This window comes from Stenotrophomonas sp. 78350_Sma (genome assembly GCF_056482105.1).
Genome location: NZ_CM151182.1, coordinates 4,395,417 through 4,410,960 on the forward strand (window position 1 = coordinate 4,395,417; position 15,544 = coordinate 4,410,960).

General features: G+C 67.1%; 16 protein-coding genes. 6 read left to right on the forward strand and 10 right to left on the reverse strand.

Annotated elements, in window-relative coordinates; translation table 11 throughout:
• Positions 1-61: 61 nt before the first annotated feature.
• Positions 62-673, reverse strand: coding sequence for a hypothetical protein (locus tag ACZK4H_RS20270; protein WP_099554061.1), 612 nt, complete (start codon positions 671-673; stop codon positions 62-64).
• Between the two features lie 125 nt (positions 674-798).
• Here ACZK4H_RS20270 and ACZK4H_RS20275 point away from each other — a divergent pair, with 125 nt between their 5' ends.
• The gene (locus ACZK4H_RS20275) at positions 799-1,338 is read left to right on the forward strand and encodes a hypothetical protein (RefSeq protein ID WP_099554059.1); all 540 of its coding nucleotides are present in this window, start codon (positions 799-801) and stop codon (positions 1,336-1,338) included.
• Between the two features lie 84 nt (positions 1,339-1,422).
• On the opposite strand, the gene hmgA is transcribed toward ACZK4H_RS20275, so the two are convergent.
• Both hmgA and hppD read right to left on the reverse strand, forming a co-directional pair.
• Entirely contained in the window at positions 1,423-2,721 is a 1,299-nt protein-coding gene (gene hmgA / locus ACZK4H_RS20280) for a homogentisate 1,2-dioxygenase (protein WP_099554057.1), read from the reverse strand.
• 85 nt (positions 2,722-2,806) lie between these two features.
• Positions 2,807-3,919, reverse strand: coding sequence for a 4-hydroxyphenylpyruvate dioxygenase (hppD, locus tag ACZK4H_RS20285; RefSeq protein ID WP_478473029.1), 1,113 nt, complete (start codon positions 3,917-3,919; stop codon positions 2,807-2,809).
• A gap of 129 nt (positions 3,920-4,048) precedes the next feature.
• On the opposite strand from hppD, the gene ACZK4H_RS20290 reads away from it, so the two are divergent.
• Entirely contained in the window at positions 4,049-4,543 is a 495-nt protein-coding gene (locus tag ACZK4H_RS20290) for a MarR family winged helix-turn-helix transcriptional regulator (RefSeq protein WP_050815698.1), read from the forward strand.
• A gap of 79 nt (positions 4,544-4,622) precedes the next feature.
• Here ACZK4H_RS20290 and ACZK4H_RS20295 read toward each other — a convergent pair whose 3' ends face one another.
• The 4 genes from ACZK4H_RS20295 to ACZK4H_RS20310 all read right to left on the reverse strand — a co-directional run bounded on the left by ACZK4H_RS20295 (position 4,623) and on the right by ACZK4H_RS20310 (position 9,135).
• The gene (locus ACZK4H_RS20295; protein WP_099554055.1) at positions 4,623-5,762 is read right to left on the reverse strand and encodes a hypothetical protein; all 1,140 of its coding nucleotides are present in this window, start codon (positions 5,760-5,762) and stop codon (positions 4,623-4,625) included.
• 197 nt (positions 5,763-5,959) lie between these two features.
• Entirely contained in the window at positions 5,960-6,559 is a 600-nt protein-coding gene (locus ACZK4H_RS20300) for a thioredoxin family protein (RefSeq protein WP_099554053.1), read from the reverse strand.
• Between the two features lie 19 nt (positions 6,560-6,578).
• Positions 6,579-8,078 (reverse strand): peptide MFS transporter, encoded by a 1,500-nt coding sequence (locus ACZK4H_RS20305; protein ID WP_099554051.1) that lies wholly within the window; start codon positions 8,076-8,078, stop codon positions 6,579-6,581.
• A gap of 181 nt (positions 8,079-8,259) precedes the next feature.
• Complete coding sequence (locus ACZK4H_RS20310; RefSeq protein WP_049417474.1) at positions 8,260-9,135, reverse strand: tryptophan 2,3-dioxygenase; 876 nt, start codon at positions 9,133-9,135, stop codon at positions 8,260-8,262.
• 335 nt (positions 9,136-9,470) lie between these two features.
• Between ACZK4H_RS20310 and pdhA the strand changes: the two genes are divergently transcribed.
• The 4 genes from pdhA to ACZK4H_RS20330 are packed head-to-tail and all read left to right on the forward strand — an operon-like array spanning position 9,471 to position 13,356.
• Positions 9,471-10,553, forward strand: a complete 1,083-nt coding sequence (gene pdhA, locus ACZK4H_RS20315; RefSeq protein WP_099554048.1) for a pyruvate dehydrogenase (acetyl-transferring) E1 component subunit alpha — start codon at positions 9,471-9,473, stop codon at positions 10,551-10,553.
• Positions 10,546-11,613 (forward strand): alpha-ketoacid dehydrogenase subunit beta, encoded by a 1,068-nt coding sequence (locus ACZK4H_RS20320; protein ID WP_005419896.1) that lies wholly within the window; start codon positions 10,546-10,548, stop codon positions 11,611-11,613. Before pdhA ends, ACZK4H_RS20320 begins: the two co-directional genes overlap by 8 nt.
• Position 11,614: 1 nt before the next feature.
• Positions 11,615-11,968: an SH3 domain-containing protein gene (locus ACZK4H_RS20325; RefSeq protein ID WP_012512332.1), complete on the forward strand. Its 354-nt coding sequence runs from the start codon at positions 11,615-11,617 to the stop codon at positions 11,966-11,968.
• The gene (locus ACZK4H_RS20330; RefSeq protein ID WP_005411350.1) at positions 11,965-13,356 is read left to right on the forward strand and encodes a dihydrolipoamide acetyltransferase family protein; all 1,392 of its coding nucleotides are present in this window, start codon (positions 11,965-11,967) and stop codon (positions 13,354-13,356) included. The genes ACZK4H_RS20325 and ACZK4H_RS20330 overlap by 4 nt, the downstream gene beginning before the upstream one ends.
• 125 nt (positions 13,357-13,481) lie before the next feature.
• Here the strand turns inward: ACZK4H_RS20330 and ACZK4H_RS20335 are convergent, their stop codons facing one another.
• The 3 genes from ACZK4H_RS20335 to ACZK4H_RS20345 form a co-directional block, all read right to left on the reverse strand.
• Complete coding sequence (locus tag ACZK4H_RS20335) at positions 13,482-13,868, reverse strand: VOC family protein (RefSeq protein ID WP_099554046.1); 387 nt, start codon at positions 13,866-13,868, stop codon at positions 13,482-13,484.
• Between the two features lie 242 nt (positions 13,869-14,110).
• On the reverse strand, positions 14,111-14,818 hold the full coding sequence (locus ACZK4H_RS20340) for a helix-turn-helix transcriptional regulator (RefSeq protein WP_099554044.1): 708 nt from the start codon (positions 14,816-14,818) through the stop codon (positions 14,111-14,113).
• Entirely contained in the window at positions 14,818-15,453 is a 636-nt protein-coding gene (locus ACZK4H_RS20345) for a Rossmann-fold NAD(P)-binding domain-containing protein (RefSeq protein WP_099554101.1), read from the reverse strand. Before ACZK4H_RS20345 ends, ACZK4H_RS20340 begins: the two co-directional genes overlap by 1 nt.
• Positions 15,454-15,544 lie beyond the last annotated feature (91 nt).

Below are 15,544 nucleotides of genomic sequence, written 5' to 3' on the forward strand. Positions count from 1 at the left end.
CAGCGGTCGTGGCGCGATTCTACGCTTGGCCCGCGTACATGGCTGGGCCCTCGATCAAGAATCAGCCACAGCCTTCCGCATAATCGACCTGTGGGGTGCGACCGACCCGCCAAGCGCCGACCCGGCCATCGGCACCGAGCGCGAAGTCGATCACCGCAGCACCCTCCTGCGCCGGGCGAACGCGCAGGTGCTGGGCCTTCTCGTCGTACTTGTCGGGGCCGACGTCAGCCCGCTCCGGGTACAGCACCTGCAGCTCGCCCAGGGTCATGCCGACCTTGCCGCCGCCCGGCGCGGTGATGGCAGCGCTGCGCACGTCGTAACGCACCAGCTTGCGCGCCTCGATCATCAGGCGCGGATCCTCGGCATCCTGCGGGCGCAGGAAGTAGCAGCCGTCATTGCCGTCGTCGGCCGGCAGGGGCTTGCCACTGGCATCGGTGCCCAGCCCCTGCAACGGCGTGCCGAAGCCGGCGCGGACCTCGGCGATGCCAGCGCCCAGCTTTGCGCCGGCGAAGCCGTTCAGGCGTGCCGGGCCCTGTTCTGCTGCCGGTGCAGGCACAGCAGGAGCAGCAGCGGCGGGTGCGGGAGTCGCATCAACCGCGGCGGGTGCCTCGGCAGTGCGGTTGCAGGCGGTGAGCGAAAGGAGCAACAGACCAGCAAGCGGAAGGTGCTTCATCGGTGCGGTTCCCTGGCACGAAGATGGCTGCACGCTAGCCCATCCTGTGTGCAGGCGCTGCATTGTCATCTCGGTTTCATCGCCCTCGTTCAGGCTCGGCGTGCACCGACTTGGCTGTCCCTTCCATGCAACCGCGCAAGACCGATCTCGCCCGAACCGCGCTGCAGGCCCACCGCGCGCCACTGGACATGCGCCAGCGACGGCTGCTGATCCTGTGCGATGGCCAGCGCACCGTTGCCGACCTGACCGGCCTGCTCGGCCAGGAGGCCCCGGCGATGGTGATCCAACTGGTGCAGGCGGGCTATCTGGCGACCGGCACGGCAACGGTGGCGGCGCCTCCTCACGCCGTTGCCGAACCGGCCGATGCGGCGCCGGTGAAGGCGCAAACGACCGTCACCGCCCCGCCGGTCGAACGACGCCGTTCGCTGGTGGCGGCGCGCATCTATGTGCTGGGCATCCTGGAGATGCAGCGGCATCCACAGGCAGCGGCGCTGTTCCGCGACCTGCAGCAGGCGCGTAAGGAAAATGAGGTGCTGCAGCGGCTGCAGTCGGCAATGCAGCTGCTGCCCGGGCTGACCTCGGACGGCTATTGCCAGCGCGTGCGCCAACGCCTGCTGGAGGCGCTGCCGCTGGAGCATTGCGACGCGTTCGCCGAGGCCGCCTAAAGAAAAAGGGGACGGAGGGGATTAAGTCGTTTCAAGCACACGTGTGCTGTTTGCGACTTAATCCCCTCCGTCCCCTTTTCCGTGTCAGCGGAAGTTGTTGCGCAGGCCGTTCCAGCACTGCTGGTAGTCGCCCTGCCGGTGGCCGGCGACCAGCGCCTGCGCGGTGGGGCGGATCACTGCGCGGGTTTCGAACATGAAGGCCATCGTGTCCTTGATCACGTCCGCCTTGGACAGGTCCGCATTGGAGGCCTTGTCGAAGGTCGGCGCATCCGGGCCGTGGCCGCTCATGCAGTTGTGCAGCGACGCGCCACCCGGCACGAAGCCTTCGGCCTTGGCGTCGTAGGCGCCATGCACCAGGCCCATGAACTCGCTGGCGATGTTGCGATGGAACCACGGCGGGCGGAACGTGTTCTGCGCCACCAGCCAGCGCGGCGGGAAAATCGCGAAGTCCATGTTGCTGGTCCCCGGCGTGTCACTGGGCGAATGCAGCACCAGGAAGATCGACGGATCCGGGTGGTCGTAGCTGATCGAACCGATGGTGTTGAAGCGACGCAGGTCGTAGCGGTACGGCGCGTAGTTGCCGTGCCAGGCCACCACGTCCAGCGGCGAATGGTCGATCGGTGCACGCCACAGGCGGCCCTCGAACTTGGCGATCAGCTCGAAATCGCCATCCACATCCTCGAACGCTGCGTGCGGGGTTTCGAAGTCGCGCGGATTGGCCAGGCCGTTGGAACCGATCGGGCCGAGGTCGGGCAGCTTCAGCAGCGCACCGTAGTTCTCGCAGATGTAGCCGCGGCTCGGGCCGTCGGGCAGTTCGACGCGGAAACGCACGCCGCGCGGGATCACCGCGATCTGCTGCGGCTCGATCTCGATCACGCCCAGCTCGGTCAGCAGGCGCAGCGCGCCCAGCTGCGGCACGATCAGCAGTTCGCCGTCAGCGTTGTAGAAATAGCGGCCGACCATGTCGCGGTTGGCAGCGTAAAGGTGGATGCCCACGCCGGCATGCGCATCGGGCGAGCCGTTGCCACCCATCGTGTACAGGCCTTCGACGAAGTCGGTCGGCAGCTCCGGCAGTGGCAGCGGGCTCCAGCGCAGCTGGTTCGGCGAGGCCGGCTGCGCGCCGAAATCACACTGCAGCTGCGCCTGCGCGAACGGGGTGAACTCGCCATGGGTCACCGCCGGGCGGATCCGGTACAGCCAGCTGCGGCGGTTGCTGCCACGCGGCGCGGTGAAGGCGGTGCCGGTCAGCTGTTCGGCGTACAGGCCGTGGGCCACCTTCTGCGGCGAGTTCTGCCCGACCGGCAGCGCGCCGGCGACGGCCTCGGTGGCGAACTCGTTGCCGAAGCCGGACTGGTAGCCGCGGGCGGTGATGGCGGGGGACATGGGAACTCCAGAGATTGCCGGCCAGCGGCCGGCACGACCATTCGGACAGGCAATGTCGGCGGGAAGCCGACATTGCCTGCAGACCTTACAGCACGCCGCGGCGGATCTGGTCGCGCTCGATGCTCTCGAACAGTGCGGTGAAGTTGCCTTCGCCGAAGCCTTCGTTGCCCTTGCGCTGGATGATCTCGAAGAAGATCGGGCCAATGCAGTTCTGGGTGAAGATCTGCAGCAGCTTGCGCTGGTGGGTTTCCGGATCGGCATCGATCAGGATCTTGTTCTTCGCCAGGCGCGCCACGTCTTCACCGTGGTTCGGCACGCGCTGGTCGATCACGTCGAAGTAGGTCTCCGGCGTGTCGAGGAAGTCCACGCCCTGCGCGCGCATCGCTTCGACGGTCTCGTAGATGTTCTCGGTGAAACAGGCGATGTGCTGGATGCCCTCGCCCTTGTACGCGTCCAGGTACTCGTTGATCTGGCTCTTCGAGTCGGACGATTCGTTCAGCGGGATGCGCACGATGCCGTCCGGCGCGGTCATCGCCTTGGACACCAGACCGGTCTTCAGGCCCTTGATGTCGAAGTAGCGGATCTCGCGGAAGTTGAACAGGCGCTCGTAGTAGTCCGACCACTGCTGCATGTTGCCGAAGTACAGGTTGTGGGTCAGGTGGTCGATGAAGGTCAGGCCGAAGCCGAACGGATGCAGGTCGGCACCGGCGATCGGCTCGTAGTCGCCGTCGAAGATGCTGCCGGCGCTGCCGTAGCGGTCGACCAGGTACAGCATGCAGTCGCCGATGCCCTTGATGACCGGCGCGCTGACCGCCTTGCTGTCCGGCTTGAAGGCGATGGCTTCGGCGCCGTTGCCCAGGGCGGTCTGGTAGACCTCCTGGCCCGGCTTCTTGAAGCGGATGGCGAAGCCACAGGCGCACGGACCGTGCTTTTCGGCGAAGTCGGCGGCGAACGAATCGGGGTCTTCATTGACCAGGAAGTTGACGTCGCCCTGGCGATAGACGGTAATCGGACGCTGCTTGTGCTTGAGCACCGCGCTGAAGCCCATCTTCCGGAAGTACTCGTGCAGCTCCTGGCCACGGCCGGCCGGGGCGGCGAATTCGACGAACTCGAAGCCGTCGATGCCCATCGGGTTCTCGAAGGTGGTGACCTGCATGCCGGGGTTGGGGTGCGAGGCGGTCGGGACTGCGGTATTCATGGCGTGGCTCCGAATCGGTACCGCATCGGTACAAACCAGGTGCGGGCAGGTAGGGACCCGGCGAGAATGCAGGGTCTGGACCTACCCCTTATAGTTACACTTGAAACCACCAGCAAGGTGCACCGCAACATGAGCCCCGCCGATCCTGCCTCGACCCGCCTGCGTGCCTCGCACGTCCTGCTCGACCTGGAACAGTTCCTGCCGTACCGGCTGAGCGTGCTGTCCAACCGGGTCAGCGGCAACATCGCCAAGCTATACGGCGATCGTTACGGTCTGGCGATTCCCGAATGGCGGGTCATCACCATCCTGGCGCTGTACCCGGGCTCCTCGGCCAGCGAGGTCTCCGACCGCACGGCGATGGACAAGGTGGCGGTCAGCCGCGCCGTGGCCCGCCTGCTGGAGCGCGGCTTCATCAAGCGCGAGACCCACGGCGATGACCGCCGCCGCTCGGTACTGGCGCTGTCGGCAGCTGGCTTCGAGGTGTACGAGACCATCGCACCGATGGTGATCGAGATCACCCGCAAGCTGATGTCGGTGCTGAGCGAGGAGGAGGAGCAGGTGCTTGAAAAGCTGATCCTGCGCCTGGCCGGCGACGGCCTGGAGCGGATGGGCGAAGGGGTCTGAAAGAAAAAGGGACGGAGGGGATTAAGTCGTTTCAGGCACACCTGTGCTGATTGCGGCTTAATCCCCTCCGTCCCCTTTTTCAGCTCAGATGCTTGCGCCGTGCATGGATCCACGGCACGGCCAGTGCGGCAATGGCACCGCCGGCGAAGCCGAGCGAGGCGGCGACGGTGGCTGCTTCGACCGCCCCCGGCAACGCCAGCGCCGCAGCCACCAACAGCAGCGACGGCAGGCCGACGAAGGTGCCCAGGAAGAAATGCCAACGCGGCGACCAGGTGTTGAGCTGCAGCAGGCTGACCGGTTGCCAGGCTTCCGAGGCGGCGTCCTCGGCAATCTTCGCCACGGCCTTGGCCAGGTCCACTTCCGGCAGCGCGCGTCCCAGGCGGGCGGTGGCCAGCAGTTCGGCCACGGCCTCCACCGGCGGGAAGCTGGACGGCCACGCCACCGGTGCCGGCACGCCGTAGGCGGTCAGCAGCGGAACACTCAGCCAGGGCGCCACCAGCGGGCGCATGCGGCGGCGGCCATGCACGCACCAGATCTGCGGCTGGCCATGCGCAGTGACGCTGTACAGCGCCAGTTCGTTGGCCGGCGGATAGCCGAGCATGGTCACCCGCGCCGCCAGGCTGTCCTGGCCCATCGCGCGCAGGAAGCCGGGTCGGCTGCGCCCTTCCTGCATCCACGCCAGGCCCAGTGCACCCACCAGATACGCCTCGGCCACGTCCTTGCTGCCGGCGGTGGCGCGTTCGTCGCTGGCCAGGTACCAGGCCAGCGATTTCGGTTCGGCGACATCGTCCAGGCCCCAGCGGCTGTCGTCCCCCAGCACATGGCGCACCGGCAGGCGGGCAGGCGCGGTCTCACCACGCTCGCCTGGCTGCAGGAACGGCAGCACGCCCTGGATGAAGGTGGACAGTTCGATCGCGCGCACGCCATGGCCCTGCCATTCCGGCGGCAACAGTCCGGCCAGCTGGCCGTCGGCGGCCAATGCATCGAGCCGTGATTTCTGCTCGACCAGTTTCTGCACCGCACCCTTCAGCACCACGTTGTCTGGCAACGCGATCTGCGGTAGGCGGTGGCGCGGCGGTGCCAGTTCAACAGCGTCCTCGCCGATGCCCGCGTCATCCAGCAGCGCCTCCCGCGGTGGCAGCGTCACGCCCTCGCCTGCCCCGCCCTCGGCCAGGTCGCTGGCAGGTTCGGGTAATCGTTCGGCGTGGTCGCTGTGCATGGGCGTTCCGGTAGGTTGCGTCGACGGGGCGTCGACTGAGGTCCTTGCCGGTAACGGCGAACGCGGTGCGATATTGAGATGCCGATTCCGGGAATGTGACCGCAACCACAGTAGATCCACGCCATGCGTGGATGCGACCCGACATCAGTGCCGACCAACGGTCGGCACCCACCAACCCTGCCGGCCAGCGGCCGGCACTACCGGTCAGGTGCCCATTGTTTCAGGAAGGCGCTCACCCGCGCAGGCTGGAACGCTTCGCCACGGCGCAGCTCATCGGTGGCCTGCGAGACCAGCAGGCTTCCATCAGCATCCAGCACCAGCAGCCGCGGATAGTCCCACTCCATCACCGGGAACTGAGCGAAGAAGGCGGTGTTGGGCTGCTCGTCGCTGGCGTTGACCTTCACCCACACGTAGTGGGCATCGCGGAAGCGGCGCAGGTCGCCGTTGCCTTCCACGATCTCGTCCAGCGCATGGCATCGGTCGCAGGCGGCATTGCCGACCTCCAGCAGGATGCGCTTCTTGCCGCGCTGGGCTTCCACCTTGGCGGTGGCCAGATCATCGGCGGGGTCGCGGGCCGGGTCGAACTGTGCGCCGAGCCCGGCGATGGCGGCGATGTCCGCCGCCACCGGGGTGTTGCCCGAGGCCACCGGTTCGCTGGGGTCAGCGACCGGTGGCTCGGTGGGTCGGGTATCCAGAGGCTGCGTGGGCTCGGCGGCTGCAGGCGGTTGCGGTTGGGAACAGGCGCCGATCAGCGCCGCACAGACCACCACCATTGCACCACCGAGCTTGCTGCGCATGCCTTCTACCCTCTCATCATTACTTGACGCCGTGCATCAGTTTGTTGATCAGCGGGGCGACCAGGAACAGCACCACGCCGGAGCCGATCAGGGCCCAGAACCCGAAGGTATACCCCTTCAGGGCCGACTCGACCGTCATGCCGCCTTCACCACTGACCACGCCAGCGAAGATGCCCGACAGGTTGTTGCCGATGCCGGTGGACAGGAACCAGCCACCCATGCCGAAGCCAACCAGGCGCACCGGGGCCAGCTTGGTCACCATCGACAGGCCGATCGGCGACAGGCACAGCTCACCCACCGACTGGATGACGTAGACCATGAACAGGGTCCAGAACGGGATCTTGCCGTCCACGACCATCTGCGACAGCGCGTACATCAGCAGGGCGAAGGCGGCGCCGTTGAACAGCAGGCCCAGGCCGAACTTGCGCGGAATGGACGGATTGGCGCGGCCCAGGGCCACCCAGATCCAGGCGATGATCGGCGCCAGGGTGATGATGGCCACCGAGTTGACCGACTGGAACCACGCGGTCGGGAAGGTCCAGTCACCCATCTGGCGGTTGACGATGTTCTCGGCCAGGAAGGTGAACGAGCTGCCTGCCTGTTCGAAGAACATCCAGAACATCACGTTGAAGGCGAAGATGATCAGCATGGCGATCACGCGGTCGCGCTGCACCTTGCCCTCGCGGATGCCCTCGACCAGCAGCAGGATGGCCAGCGCGGTGAACATCGCACCCAGGATCCAGGCCAGTGCGGTGGCGCCGGTGGCCAGCAGGAAGTAGGCGACCGGGATGGCGACCAGGGCACCGACCAGCACCATGATGATGCGGCCGAAACCTTCAGCGCCGGCCGGCGGTGCACCGATGCCCTTCAGGCCGGCACGGCCGATGTAGAACCACACCAGCGAGATCAGCATGCCCACGCCCGAGGCGATGAACACGACCTTGTAGGACGGCATCGCGTCGGTACCGAAGACCTTGCGGGCCAGGTACTCGGTCAGCACCGGGGCGATCATCGCGCCGATGTTGATGCCCATGTAGAAGATGGTGAAGCCCGAATCGCGACGCTCGTCCTTCAGGCCGTACAGCTTGCCGACCATGGTCGAGATGTTCGGCTTGAACAGGCCGTTGCCGACGATGATCGTGGCCAGGCCGAGCTTGAAGATGTGCTCCTGCGGCAGCGAGATCATGAACAGGCCGGCGGCCATGATGATCGCGCCGGTCAGGATCGATCGCTGATAGCCCAGTACCCGGTCGGCCACGTAGCCACCGAAGATCGCTGCGGCATACACCAGGGCCAGGTAGGCGCCGTAGATGCGGCTGGCGTCGCCTTCACCGGCAGCGCTGCCGTTGTAGAACTGGGCGACGATGTACAGCACCAAGGCCCAACGGATGCCATAGAACGCAAAGCGCTCCCAGAACTCGGTCATGAACAGCATCCACAACGGGCGCGGGTGGCCCAGCGTGGTCTTGAAGTCCGGCAGCGCCGGCTCTGGGGTGTTCGCAGTGGCGTTTAGGCTCATGCGGATTTCCTGGTTCGGTGGATGACGAGCACGTCCGATGTGCAGTTGGAGCAACGCGCGAGGATCACCGACTTCTGGCGTTCACGTCAAATACACGCCGTTTGAGGCAGGTGCCAGCCTGCTCCCTGAACTTGCATCTGAAACGATCCAGCCGCCGGCCGGGATCCAAGCTGAATACGGATCAGCCCTGCTCTGCCGGGGGCGCGGCCTGCAGGCTGGTGCGCACCTGGAACAGTTCGGGGAAGAAGGTCAGTTCCAGCGCCTTGGCCAGGAAGCCCACGCCGGACGAGCCGCCAGTTCCGCGCTTGAAGCCGATCACCCGCATCACGGTGCGCATGTGTCGGAATCGCCACAGCTGGAAGGCGGTCTCCAGGTCCACCAGGTCCTCGCACAGCGAGTACTCGCGCCAGTAGCGGTCGGTGTCCTGGTAGATGCGTTCGAAGACCGGCTGCAGTGCGTCGTCGGCCACATGCGGCTGGGTCCAGTCATGGGCCTCGTAGACCGCCGGGACCGCATGGCCGAAGCGGGCCAGGTACTTCAGGAATTCCTCGTACAGGCTGGGCGCCTCCAGCACGGTGCGCAGCTGCGCCTGCCCGGCCGCATCGTGCTCGAACACCTGCAGCATCTGCGCGTTCTTGTTGCCCAGCAGGAACTCGATGTAGCGGTACTGCAGCGACTGGAAGCCCGACGACGGGCCCAGCACGTCGCGGAAGCCCATGTACTCGGACGGCGTCAGCGTTTCCAGCACCGACCACTGCTCGGTCAGCTGGCGCAGCACCTGCTTGCTGCGCGCCAGCACCTTGCGGCACTGCCAGACTTCATCGCGCTGCAGGAAGCCGATTGCGGCACGCAGCTCATGACCCAGCAGCTTCAGCCACAGCTCCGAGGTCTGGTGCTGGATGATGAAGAGCATCTCGTCATGGTGCGGCGGGTTGGACAGCGGCTGCTGCGCGCTGAGCAGCTGGTCCAGCCGCAGGTAGCCGCCGTAGGTCAGGCGTCCCTGCAGGTCGGTGTGGATGCCGGCTTCGAGATCGCGTTGGTTGTTGTCGACGGACATGGGCGGGACCAGATCGGGGGCGGCAAGGGTAGCGCGTTGCCGCCATGCTGGCAGCCGCCGGGTCCATACCCGGGCGTGCGGTTGGCCGTGGAGCATCGGCCGATCCCGGGCCTGCGCGTGGAACCGTCCAGGGCGTTGTACTGGCGGTCAGCCAGAGGCGTATTCTGATGCTTTGCAGCAACGACTGAATACGTTGTTGTTATTGCCCCCCCACCCGCCGGCAGGGGTAAAACGGGGAATCGCCGTGTTGCGGCGCAGGAAGGCTATTCCGTACGCGTTCCTTAACATGGCGATTCATATCATTTGTAACTTCTCTGTCGAAGGTGCAGTACGCAATGACGGTTGCCGCTGAATTCAAGATCGAATACCTGCAGTACCTGGATACGGACGGCACGCTCGTCCGCGATGACCTGCCCGCGTCGCTGCGCGACCCCAAGGTCCTGGTACCGCTGTTCAAGCAGATGCTGTTCGTACGTACGTTCGACAGCAAATCCATCGCGCTGCAGCGCACCGGCAAGCTCGGCACCTATGCCGCCTGCCTGGGCCACGAAGCCGCGCACGTGGGTATCGGCGCTGCGATGCAGAAGGACGACGTGTTCGCACCTTCGTACCGCGAGTATGGCGCGATGTTCATGCGTGGCGTGCGCCCGCACGACGTGCTGATGTACTGGGGCGGCGACGAACGCGGCAACGATTACGGCGGCAACGCGGCCAAGGACTTCCCGTTCTGTGTGCCGATTTCCACCCAGTGCCTGCACGCCGCCGGCGCGGCGCTGAAGTTCAAGCTCAACAAGGAAGCGCAGATCGCGGTGGCCGTGTGCGGCGACGGCGGCAGCTCCAAGACCGACTTCTACGCAGCACTGAATTCGGCCGGCGCCTACAAGCTCCCGCTGATCCTGTGCATCGTCAACAACGGTTGGGCCATCTCGGTCCCGCGTTCGGCCCAGACCGGTGCCGAAACGCTGGCGCAGAAAGGCCTGGCCGGCGGCCTGCACTGCCTGCAGGTGGACGGCAACGACCTGATCGCAGTGCTGGCGGCAATGGAGCAGGCGCGCGAACGTGCGCTGGCCGGCGACGGCGGCACCGTGCTGGAACTGATGACCTACCGCCTGTCCGACCACACCACCGCCGATGACGCGCGCCGTTACCGCGACGACGCCGAAGTGAAGGATGCCTGGCAACGCGAGCCGATGCTGCGCCTGCGCAAGTACCTGATCAACGCCGGTGTGTGGAGCGAAGACGAAGAGACCGCCTGGGTTGCCGAGTGCGGCAAGCGCGTGGACGAGGAAGTGAACCTGTACCTCAACACGCCGGTGCAGCCGGTCGAGGCGATGTTCGACTTCCTGTATGCCGATCCGCCGCCGGACCTGCTGGCCCAGCGTGCCCAGGCGATCGCCCTGGAGAAGCGCCATGGATGAGATCAAGAACGGCGCGCCCGGCGCGCACACCAACGCCGCCGACAGCGCTGCTGTCGCGCGCGGAGATGACAGCATGACCACCACCCCGATCACCCTCATCGAAGCCATCACCCAGGCGCTGGCCTGGGAGCTGGAACACGACCCGTCGGTGCTGGTGCTGGGCGAAGACGTGGGCGTCAACGGCGGCGTGTTCCGCGCCACTGCCGGTCTGCAGCAGCGCTTCGGCTCGGACCGCATCCTCGACACCCCGCTGGATGAAACCACCATCGCCGGCCTGACCATCGGCCTGGCCGCACAGGGCATGAAGCCGGTGGCCGAAGCCCAGTTCGACGGCTTCATGTACCCGATGGTCGACCATATCGTCTGCCACGCCGCACGCCTGCGTTACCGCACCCGTGGCCGCCTGCACTGCCCGATGGTGCTGCGCGTGCCGTGGGGCGGTGGCATCCGCGCGCCGGAACACCACAGCGAAGCCAACGAGGCGATCTTCACCAACGTGCCGGGCTTGCGCGTGGTGCTGCCGTCGTCGCCGCAGCGTGCCTACGGCCTGCTGCTGGCCGCGATCCGCGAACCGGATCCGGTGATCTACATGGAGCCCAAGCGCATCTACCGCCAGTACAAGGAAGTGGTCGTCAACGACGGCGAAGCCTTGCCGCTGGACGTGTGCTTCGTGCTGCGCGACGGCACCGACGTGACCCTGGTGACCTGGGGCGCGCAGGTGAAGGAAGCGCTGGAAGCGGCCGACAAGCTGGCCGGTGAAGGCATCAGTGCCGAAGTCATCGACGTGGCCACGCTGCGCCCGCTGGACTTCGCCACCATCGCCGAATCGGTGGCCAAGACCGGCCGCTGCGTGATCGTGCAGGAGGCCCCGAAGACCGCGGGCTTCGGCGCCGAGATCGCCGCGCGCCTGGCCGAGGAATCGATCTACGACCTGCTGGCCCCGGTCGAGCGCGTTACTGGCTACGACACCCACATTCCGCTGTTCCGCCTGGAAATGAAGTACCTGCCGAGCGTTGAGCGGATCGTGGCTGCGGCCAAGCGCGCGGTGGCGGCCGGCTGACATGCGGGCCCGCCTTCTGGGGGCTTACCGCAGCCAGTATCCCAACCCGCTCCGGTTCCGCACCGGCCAGATCGTCGAAGTAGGTGTCCGTGACGAGGAATGGCCGGCGTTTGCCTGGGTACGCACCAACGATGGGCGCGCTGGATGGGCGCCCATCGCCTGGTTGCAGCTGCTGGACGAGGGTCGCGCCGAAGCCCTGTGCGACTACGACGCCCGCGAGCTGGATGTGGAAAGCGGCGAGATGGTGAAGCTTCATCACGAACACGGCGGGTGGTGGTGGTCCGAGCGCGCCAATGGCGCGACGGGTTGGCTGCCGGCCCGCGAACTGGAACTGCTGGAAGAGAACTGCAAATGAGCCAGACCAAGAACTTCAACCTGCCCGACCTGGGCGAAGGCCTGCCGGACGCGACCATCGTCGAGTGGTTCGTCAAGGAGGGCGATGTGATCAAGCTGGACGAGCCGCTGGTCTCGATGGAGACCGCCAAGGCCGTGGTGGAAGTGCCCTCGCCGTTCTCCGGCAAGGTGCTGAAGCTGTCCGGCGGCGCCGGCGACATCATCCCGACCGGATCGGTGCTGGCCAGCTTCGAACTGGACCCGAACCTGCCGCAGCGTGCCGATGGCCAGGACACCGGCCACAGCCATGGCCACGCAGCACCGGCCGCACCGGCCGCCGCACCGACCCCGCCGCCGCTGCCGGCTGCACCGGTCGCCGCGGAGGAAGCCAAGCCCGCCGCGGCCGAACGTGATGACGCCGGTACCGTGGTCGGCGCCATGCAGAGCTCCAATGCCGTGCATGCCGAACAGGCGCTGGCCGTCGGTGGCGTCAAGGCCGTGCCGGCCGTGCGTGCGATGGCGCGCAAGCTGGGCGTGGACCTGAGCCGCGTGGCCGCTACCGGCACCGATGGCGCGGTGACCATGGCCGACGTCAAGCAGGCCGCCGCCAACGGCACCGCCAAGCTCGGCGCTGCTCCGGCGCCGGTCGCTGCCGCCGCGTATGCCGCGCCAGCCCCGGCGCAGGTGTCTGCCCCGGTGCAGAGCGAAGCCCGCACCCCGCTGTCTGCTGCCGGCAAGCCGATGCGCACCCAGCCGCCGGGCGTGGTCGCCAAGGGCCAGCCGGAACCGCTCAAGGGCGTGCGCCGCAACATGGCCCGCGTGATGGCCGATGCGCACAGCAAGGTGGTGCCGACCACGCTGAACGACGACGCCGACATCCATGCCTGGCTGCCCGGCAACGACGTCACCGCCCGCCTGGTGCGTTCGATCGTGGTCGCCGCACAGAAGGTGCCGGCGATGAACGCCTGGTTCGACGGTGAAGCGCTGACCCGTACCCTGCATGCGCAGGTGGACATCGGCATCGCCGTGGACACCGACGACGGCCTGTTCGTGCCGGCCCTGCGCAATGCCGACATGCTCGATGCACGTGGCATCCGCGAAGGCGTCAACCGCCTGCGCGAGCAGGTGGAATCGCGTTCGATCGCCGCCTCGGAACTGAGCGGCTACACCATCTCGCTGTCCAACTTCGGCATGTTCGCCGGCCGCTACGCGACCCCGGTCGTGGTGCCACCGTGCGTGGCCATCGTCGGTGCCGGCCGTGCCCGTCACCAGATGACCCCGGTGATGGGCGGCGTGGAAGCACACAAGGTGATCCCGCTGTCGGTCACCTTCGACCACCGCGCGGCGACCGGCGGCGAAGCCGCCCGCTTCCTGCGCGCGATGATGGACGACCTGGCACTGGCCAGCTGATCGACCACCTGACCGGTGGGTGCCAACCGTTGGTTGGCACATGACTTGGAAAAAACGCCGGGCATTGCCCGGCGTTTTTTTGTGCCTGCATCCACGCATGGCGTGGGTCTACACAATGCGGGCGATCAATCGCGCGCCACCATGCCCTCGGCACGGCTGTAGACACGCAGGCGATGACCATCCGGATCGGCGCCGACGAAGGTGTGGCCGAACTCCAGCGTCACCGGCGCCTGCAGGATCTGCACGCCGAGTGCGCGCCACGCATCGTGCATCTGCTGCACAGCCTCCGGGTTGGCGACCACCATCGCCAGTTCCGCGGCGCCGGCCTGCGCGGACACCGGCGGCTGCACGTCATCGCGCTGCCATAGGCCCAGTGCGGCGCCATCGCCGAGCAGGAACAGGGCAAAGCCGGGCGACTGCTCGACCGGCGGCTTGCCGAGGATGCCGCTGTAGAAAGTCGCGCTGGCGGCGACGTCGCGCACGTACTGCAGCAGGGTGCTGGGCGTGAACATGGGGAAGCTCCGTTGTTGGGAGCCTTCATGGTGGTACGGCCCTGCTGACAGATTCTGTCAGTAGCGTCGAGCGTGCTCGACGGTTGCTGCCGTTGCTCTGGTAGATGTCGAGCTTGCTCGACTGCTGTTCGCGAAGATCAAGGGCAGTCGAGCAAGCTCGACCCCTACCAGGAGCAAAGAGCGAAGGCCGCCCTCCCCAGCAGCAGGAAGCGAAGTGCGGAAGCAGTCGAGCAAGCTCGACGCTACGAACGGTCCAGCCAGTCCGGGGCGATGCCCTGCGCCTTCTGCCAGCGTCGCAGCAGGGTGGCGCGCGGCACAAGGTAATGATCCTCCAGCGCGCGTACCTCGCGGATGCGATCCAGCCGGAAATGGCGGAAATCCTCGCGGCTCTCACACCACGCCGCCAGCATCGGCACTTCATCAAAATACCCCAGCGCGAACGGCCAGACGATGCGCTCGCTGCGCTGGCCGTGCGCGTCCTGGTAGCCGAACGTCAGGCGCTGCTGCGAACCCACCGCCTCACGCACGGCCTGCAGGCGCGCGGCGGGAACCTTCGCCGCGGCGCGCGAAGGGCCCACGCGCAGGCCACTGTCACGCAGCGCCTCACGGCGGGCAGCAGGCAACACATGCGCGATGCGCGCCAGGGCGTCGCGTGCGGCCTCGGCCAGCGCCGGCTCAGTGCGCGCTGCAACCCAGCGCAGGCCCAGCACCAGTGCATCGATCTCGGCGGGCGGCAGGGTCATCGGTGGCAGCGTATCGCTCGGCGCCAGCAGGTAGCCCACGCCGGCCGCGCCACGCAGGTCAGCGCCCTGCTCGCGCAGGGTTTCGATATCGCGGTACAGCGTGCGCAGGCTGATGCCCAGCGCTCCGGCCAGCGCCTGCCCGGCCACCGGCCGTCGATGACGTCGCAGCAGCTGCAGCAACTGTGTCAGGCGCAGCGCACGCGACATCAGCCGACCAGTGCGCTCGATGCCGCCACGTGCTCACCCGGTTGCGGGGCCAGCGCGGCCTCGACCAGTGCCTTGGCGATCTCACTGGCCGGGTTGATCCGCCACGCCCGTGGCAACACCGGCCCCAATGCACCCAACACCGTCAGTGCGAAACGCTCGCCACGGCGCACCTCGTTGCGCTCGCCACCGATCAACCCTGGGCGAACCAGGGTCAACGATGCGAAGGGCAGCGCGCGCAGATCGCGCTCCAGCTCACCCTTCACCCGGCTGTAGAAGATCGACGACTGCGGGTTGGCACCGGCGGCGGAATTCAGCACATAGGTCTGTGCACCCTGTGCCTGTGCCAGCCGGGCGAACGCCAGCGGGTAATCATGGTCGATGCGATGGAAAGCCTCGCGGCTGCCGGCCTGGGCAATGGTGCTGCCCAGCGCGCAGATGACCGCGTCCACGCGCGCCCACTCGGCGGCGGCAGGCAGCGCATCGAAGGCCAGTACCGGGTTCTCCAGCTTCCCGTGGGCCAGCGCCAGCGGTCGGCGGGTCGGGGCAACCACGGCGCTGCAGCGCGGGTCGTCCAGCAGCCGGGACAGGGCCAGCCCACCGACCAGGCCGGTCGCCCCCAGCAACATCACGCGCATCACCACCTCCACTGCGGCATCCTGTCGCCCATCCTAGCCGTTCAAGCCGTCGGCGGCCGCGCCGATATGCTGGAACCAGTCCCTGCCAGCC

Bases quoted from the DNA above. Each gene is read 5' to 3' on its own strand.
- ACZK4H_RS20270 (WP_099554061.1), bottom strand. From the start codon at position 673: ATGAAGCACCTTCCGCTTGCTGGTCTGTTGCTCCTTTCGCTCACCGCC.
- ACZK4H_RS20275 (WP_099554059.1), top strand. From the start codon at position 799: ATGCAACCGCGCAAGACCGATCTCGCCCGAACCGCGCTGCAGGCCCAC.
- hmgA (WP_099554057.1), bottom strand. From the start codon at position 2,721: ATGTCCCCCGCCATCACCGCCCGCGGCTACCAGTCCGGCTTCGGCAAC.
- hppD (WP_478473029.1), bottom strand. From the start codon at position 3,919: ATGAATACCGCAGTCCCGACCGCCTCGCACCCCAACCCCGGCATGCAG.
- ACZK4H_RS20290 (WP_050815698.1), top strand. From the start codon at position 4,049: ATGAGCCCCGCCGATCCTGCCTCGACCCGCCTGCGTGCCTCGCACGTC.
- ACZK4H_RS20295 (WP_099554055.1), bottom strand. From the start codon at position 5,762: ATGCACAGCGACCACGCCGAACGATTACCCGAACCTGCCAGCGACCTG.
- ACZK4H_RS20300 (WP_099554053.1), bottom strand. From the start codon at position 6,559: ATGCGCAGCAAGCTCGGTGGTGCAATGGTGGTGGTCTGTGCGGCGCTG.
- ACZK4H_RS20305 (WP_099554051.1), bottom strand. From the start codon at position 8,078: ATGAGCCTAAACGCCACTGCGAACACCCCAGAGCCGGCGCTGCCGGAC.
- ACZK4H_RS20310 (WP_049417474.1), bottom strand. From the start codon at position 9,135: ATGTCCGTCGACAACAACCAACGCGATCTCGAAGCCGGCATCCACACC.
- pdhA (WP_099554048.1), top strand. From the start codon at position 9,471: ATGACGGTTGCCGCTGAATTCAAGATCGAATACCTGCAGTACCTGGAT.
- ACZK4H_RS20320 (WP_005419896.1), top strand. From the start codon at position 10,546: ATGGATGAGATCAAGAACGGCGCGCCCGGCGCGCACACCAACGCCGCC.
- ACZK4H_RS20325 (WP_012512332.1), top strand. From the start codon at position 11,615: ATGCGGGCCCGCCTTCTGGGGGCTTACCGCAGCCAGTATCCCAACCCG.
- ACZK4H_RS20330 (WP_005411350.1), top strand. From the start codon at position 11,965: ATGAGCCAGACCAAGAACTTCAACCTGCCCGACCTGGGCGAAGGCCTG.
- ACZK4H_RS20335 (WP_099554046.1), bottom strand. From the start codon at position 13,868: ATGTTCACGCCCAGCACCCTGCTGCAGTACGTGCGCGACGTCGCCGCC.
- ACZK4H_RS20340 (WP_099554044.1), bottom strand. From the start codon at position 14,818: ATGTCGCGTGCGCTGCGCCTGACACAGTTGCTGCAGCTGCTGCGACGT.
- ACZK4H_RS20345 (WP_099554101.1), bottom strand. From the start codon at position 15,453: ATGCGCGTGATGTTGCTGGGGGCGACCGGCCTGGTCGGTGGGCTGGCC.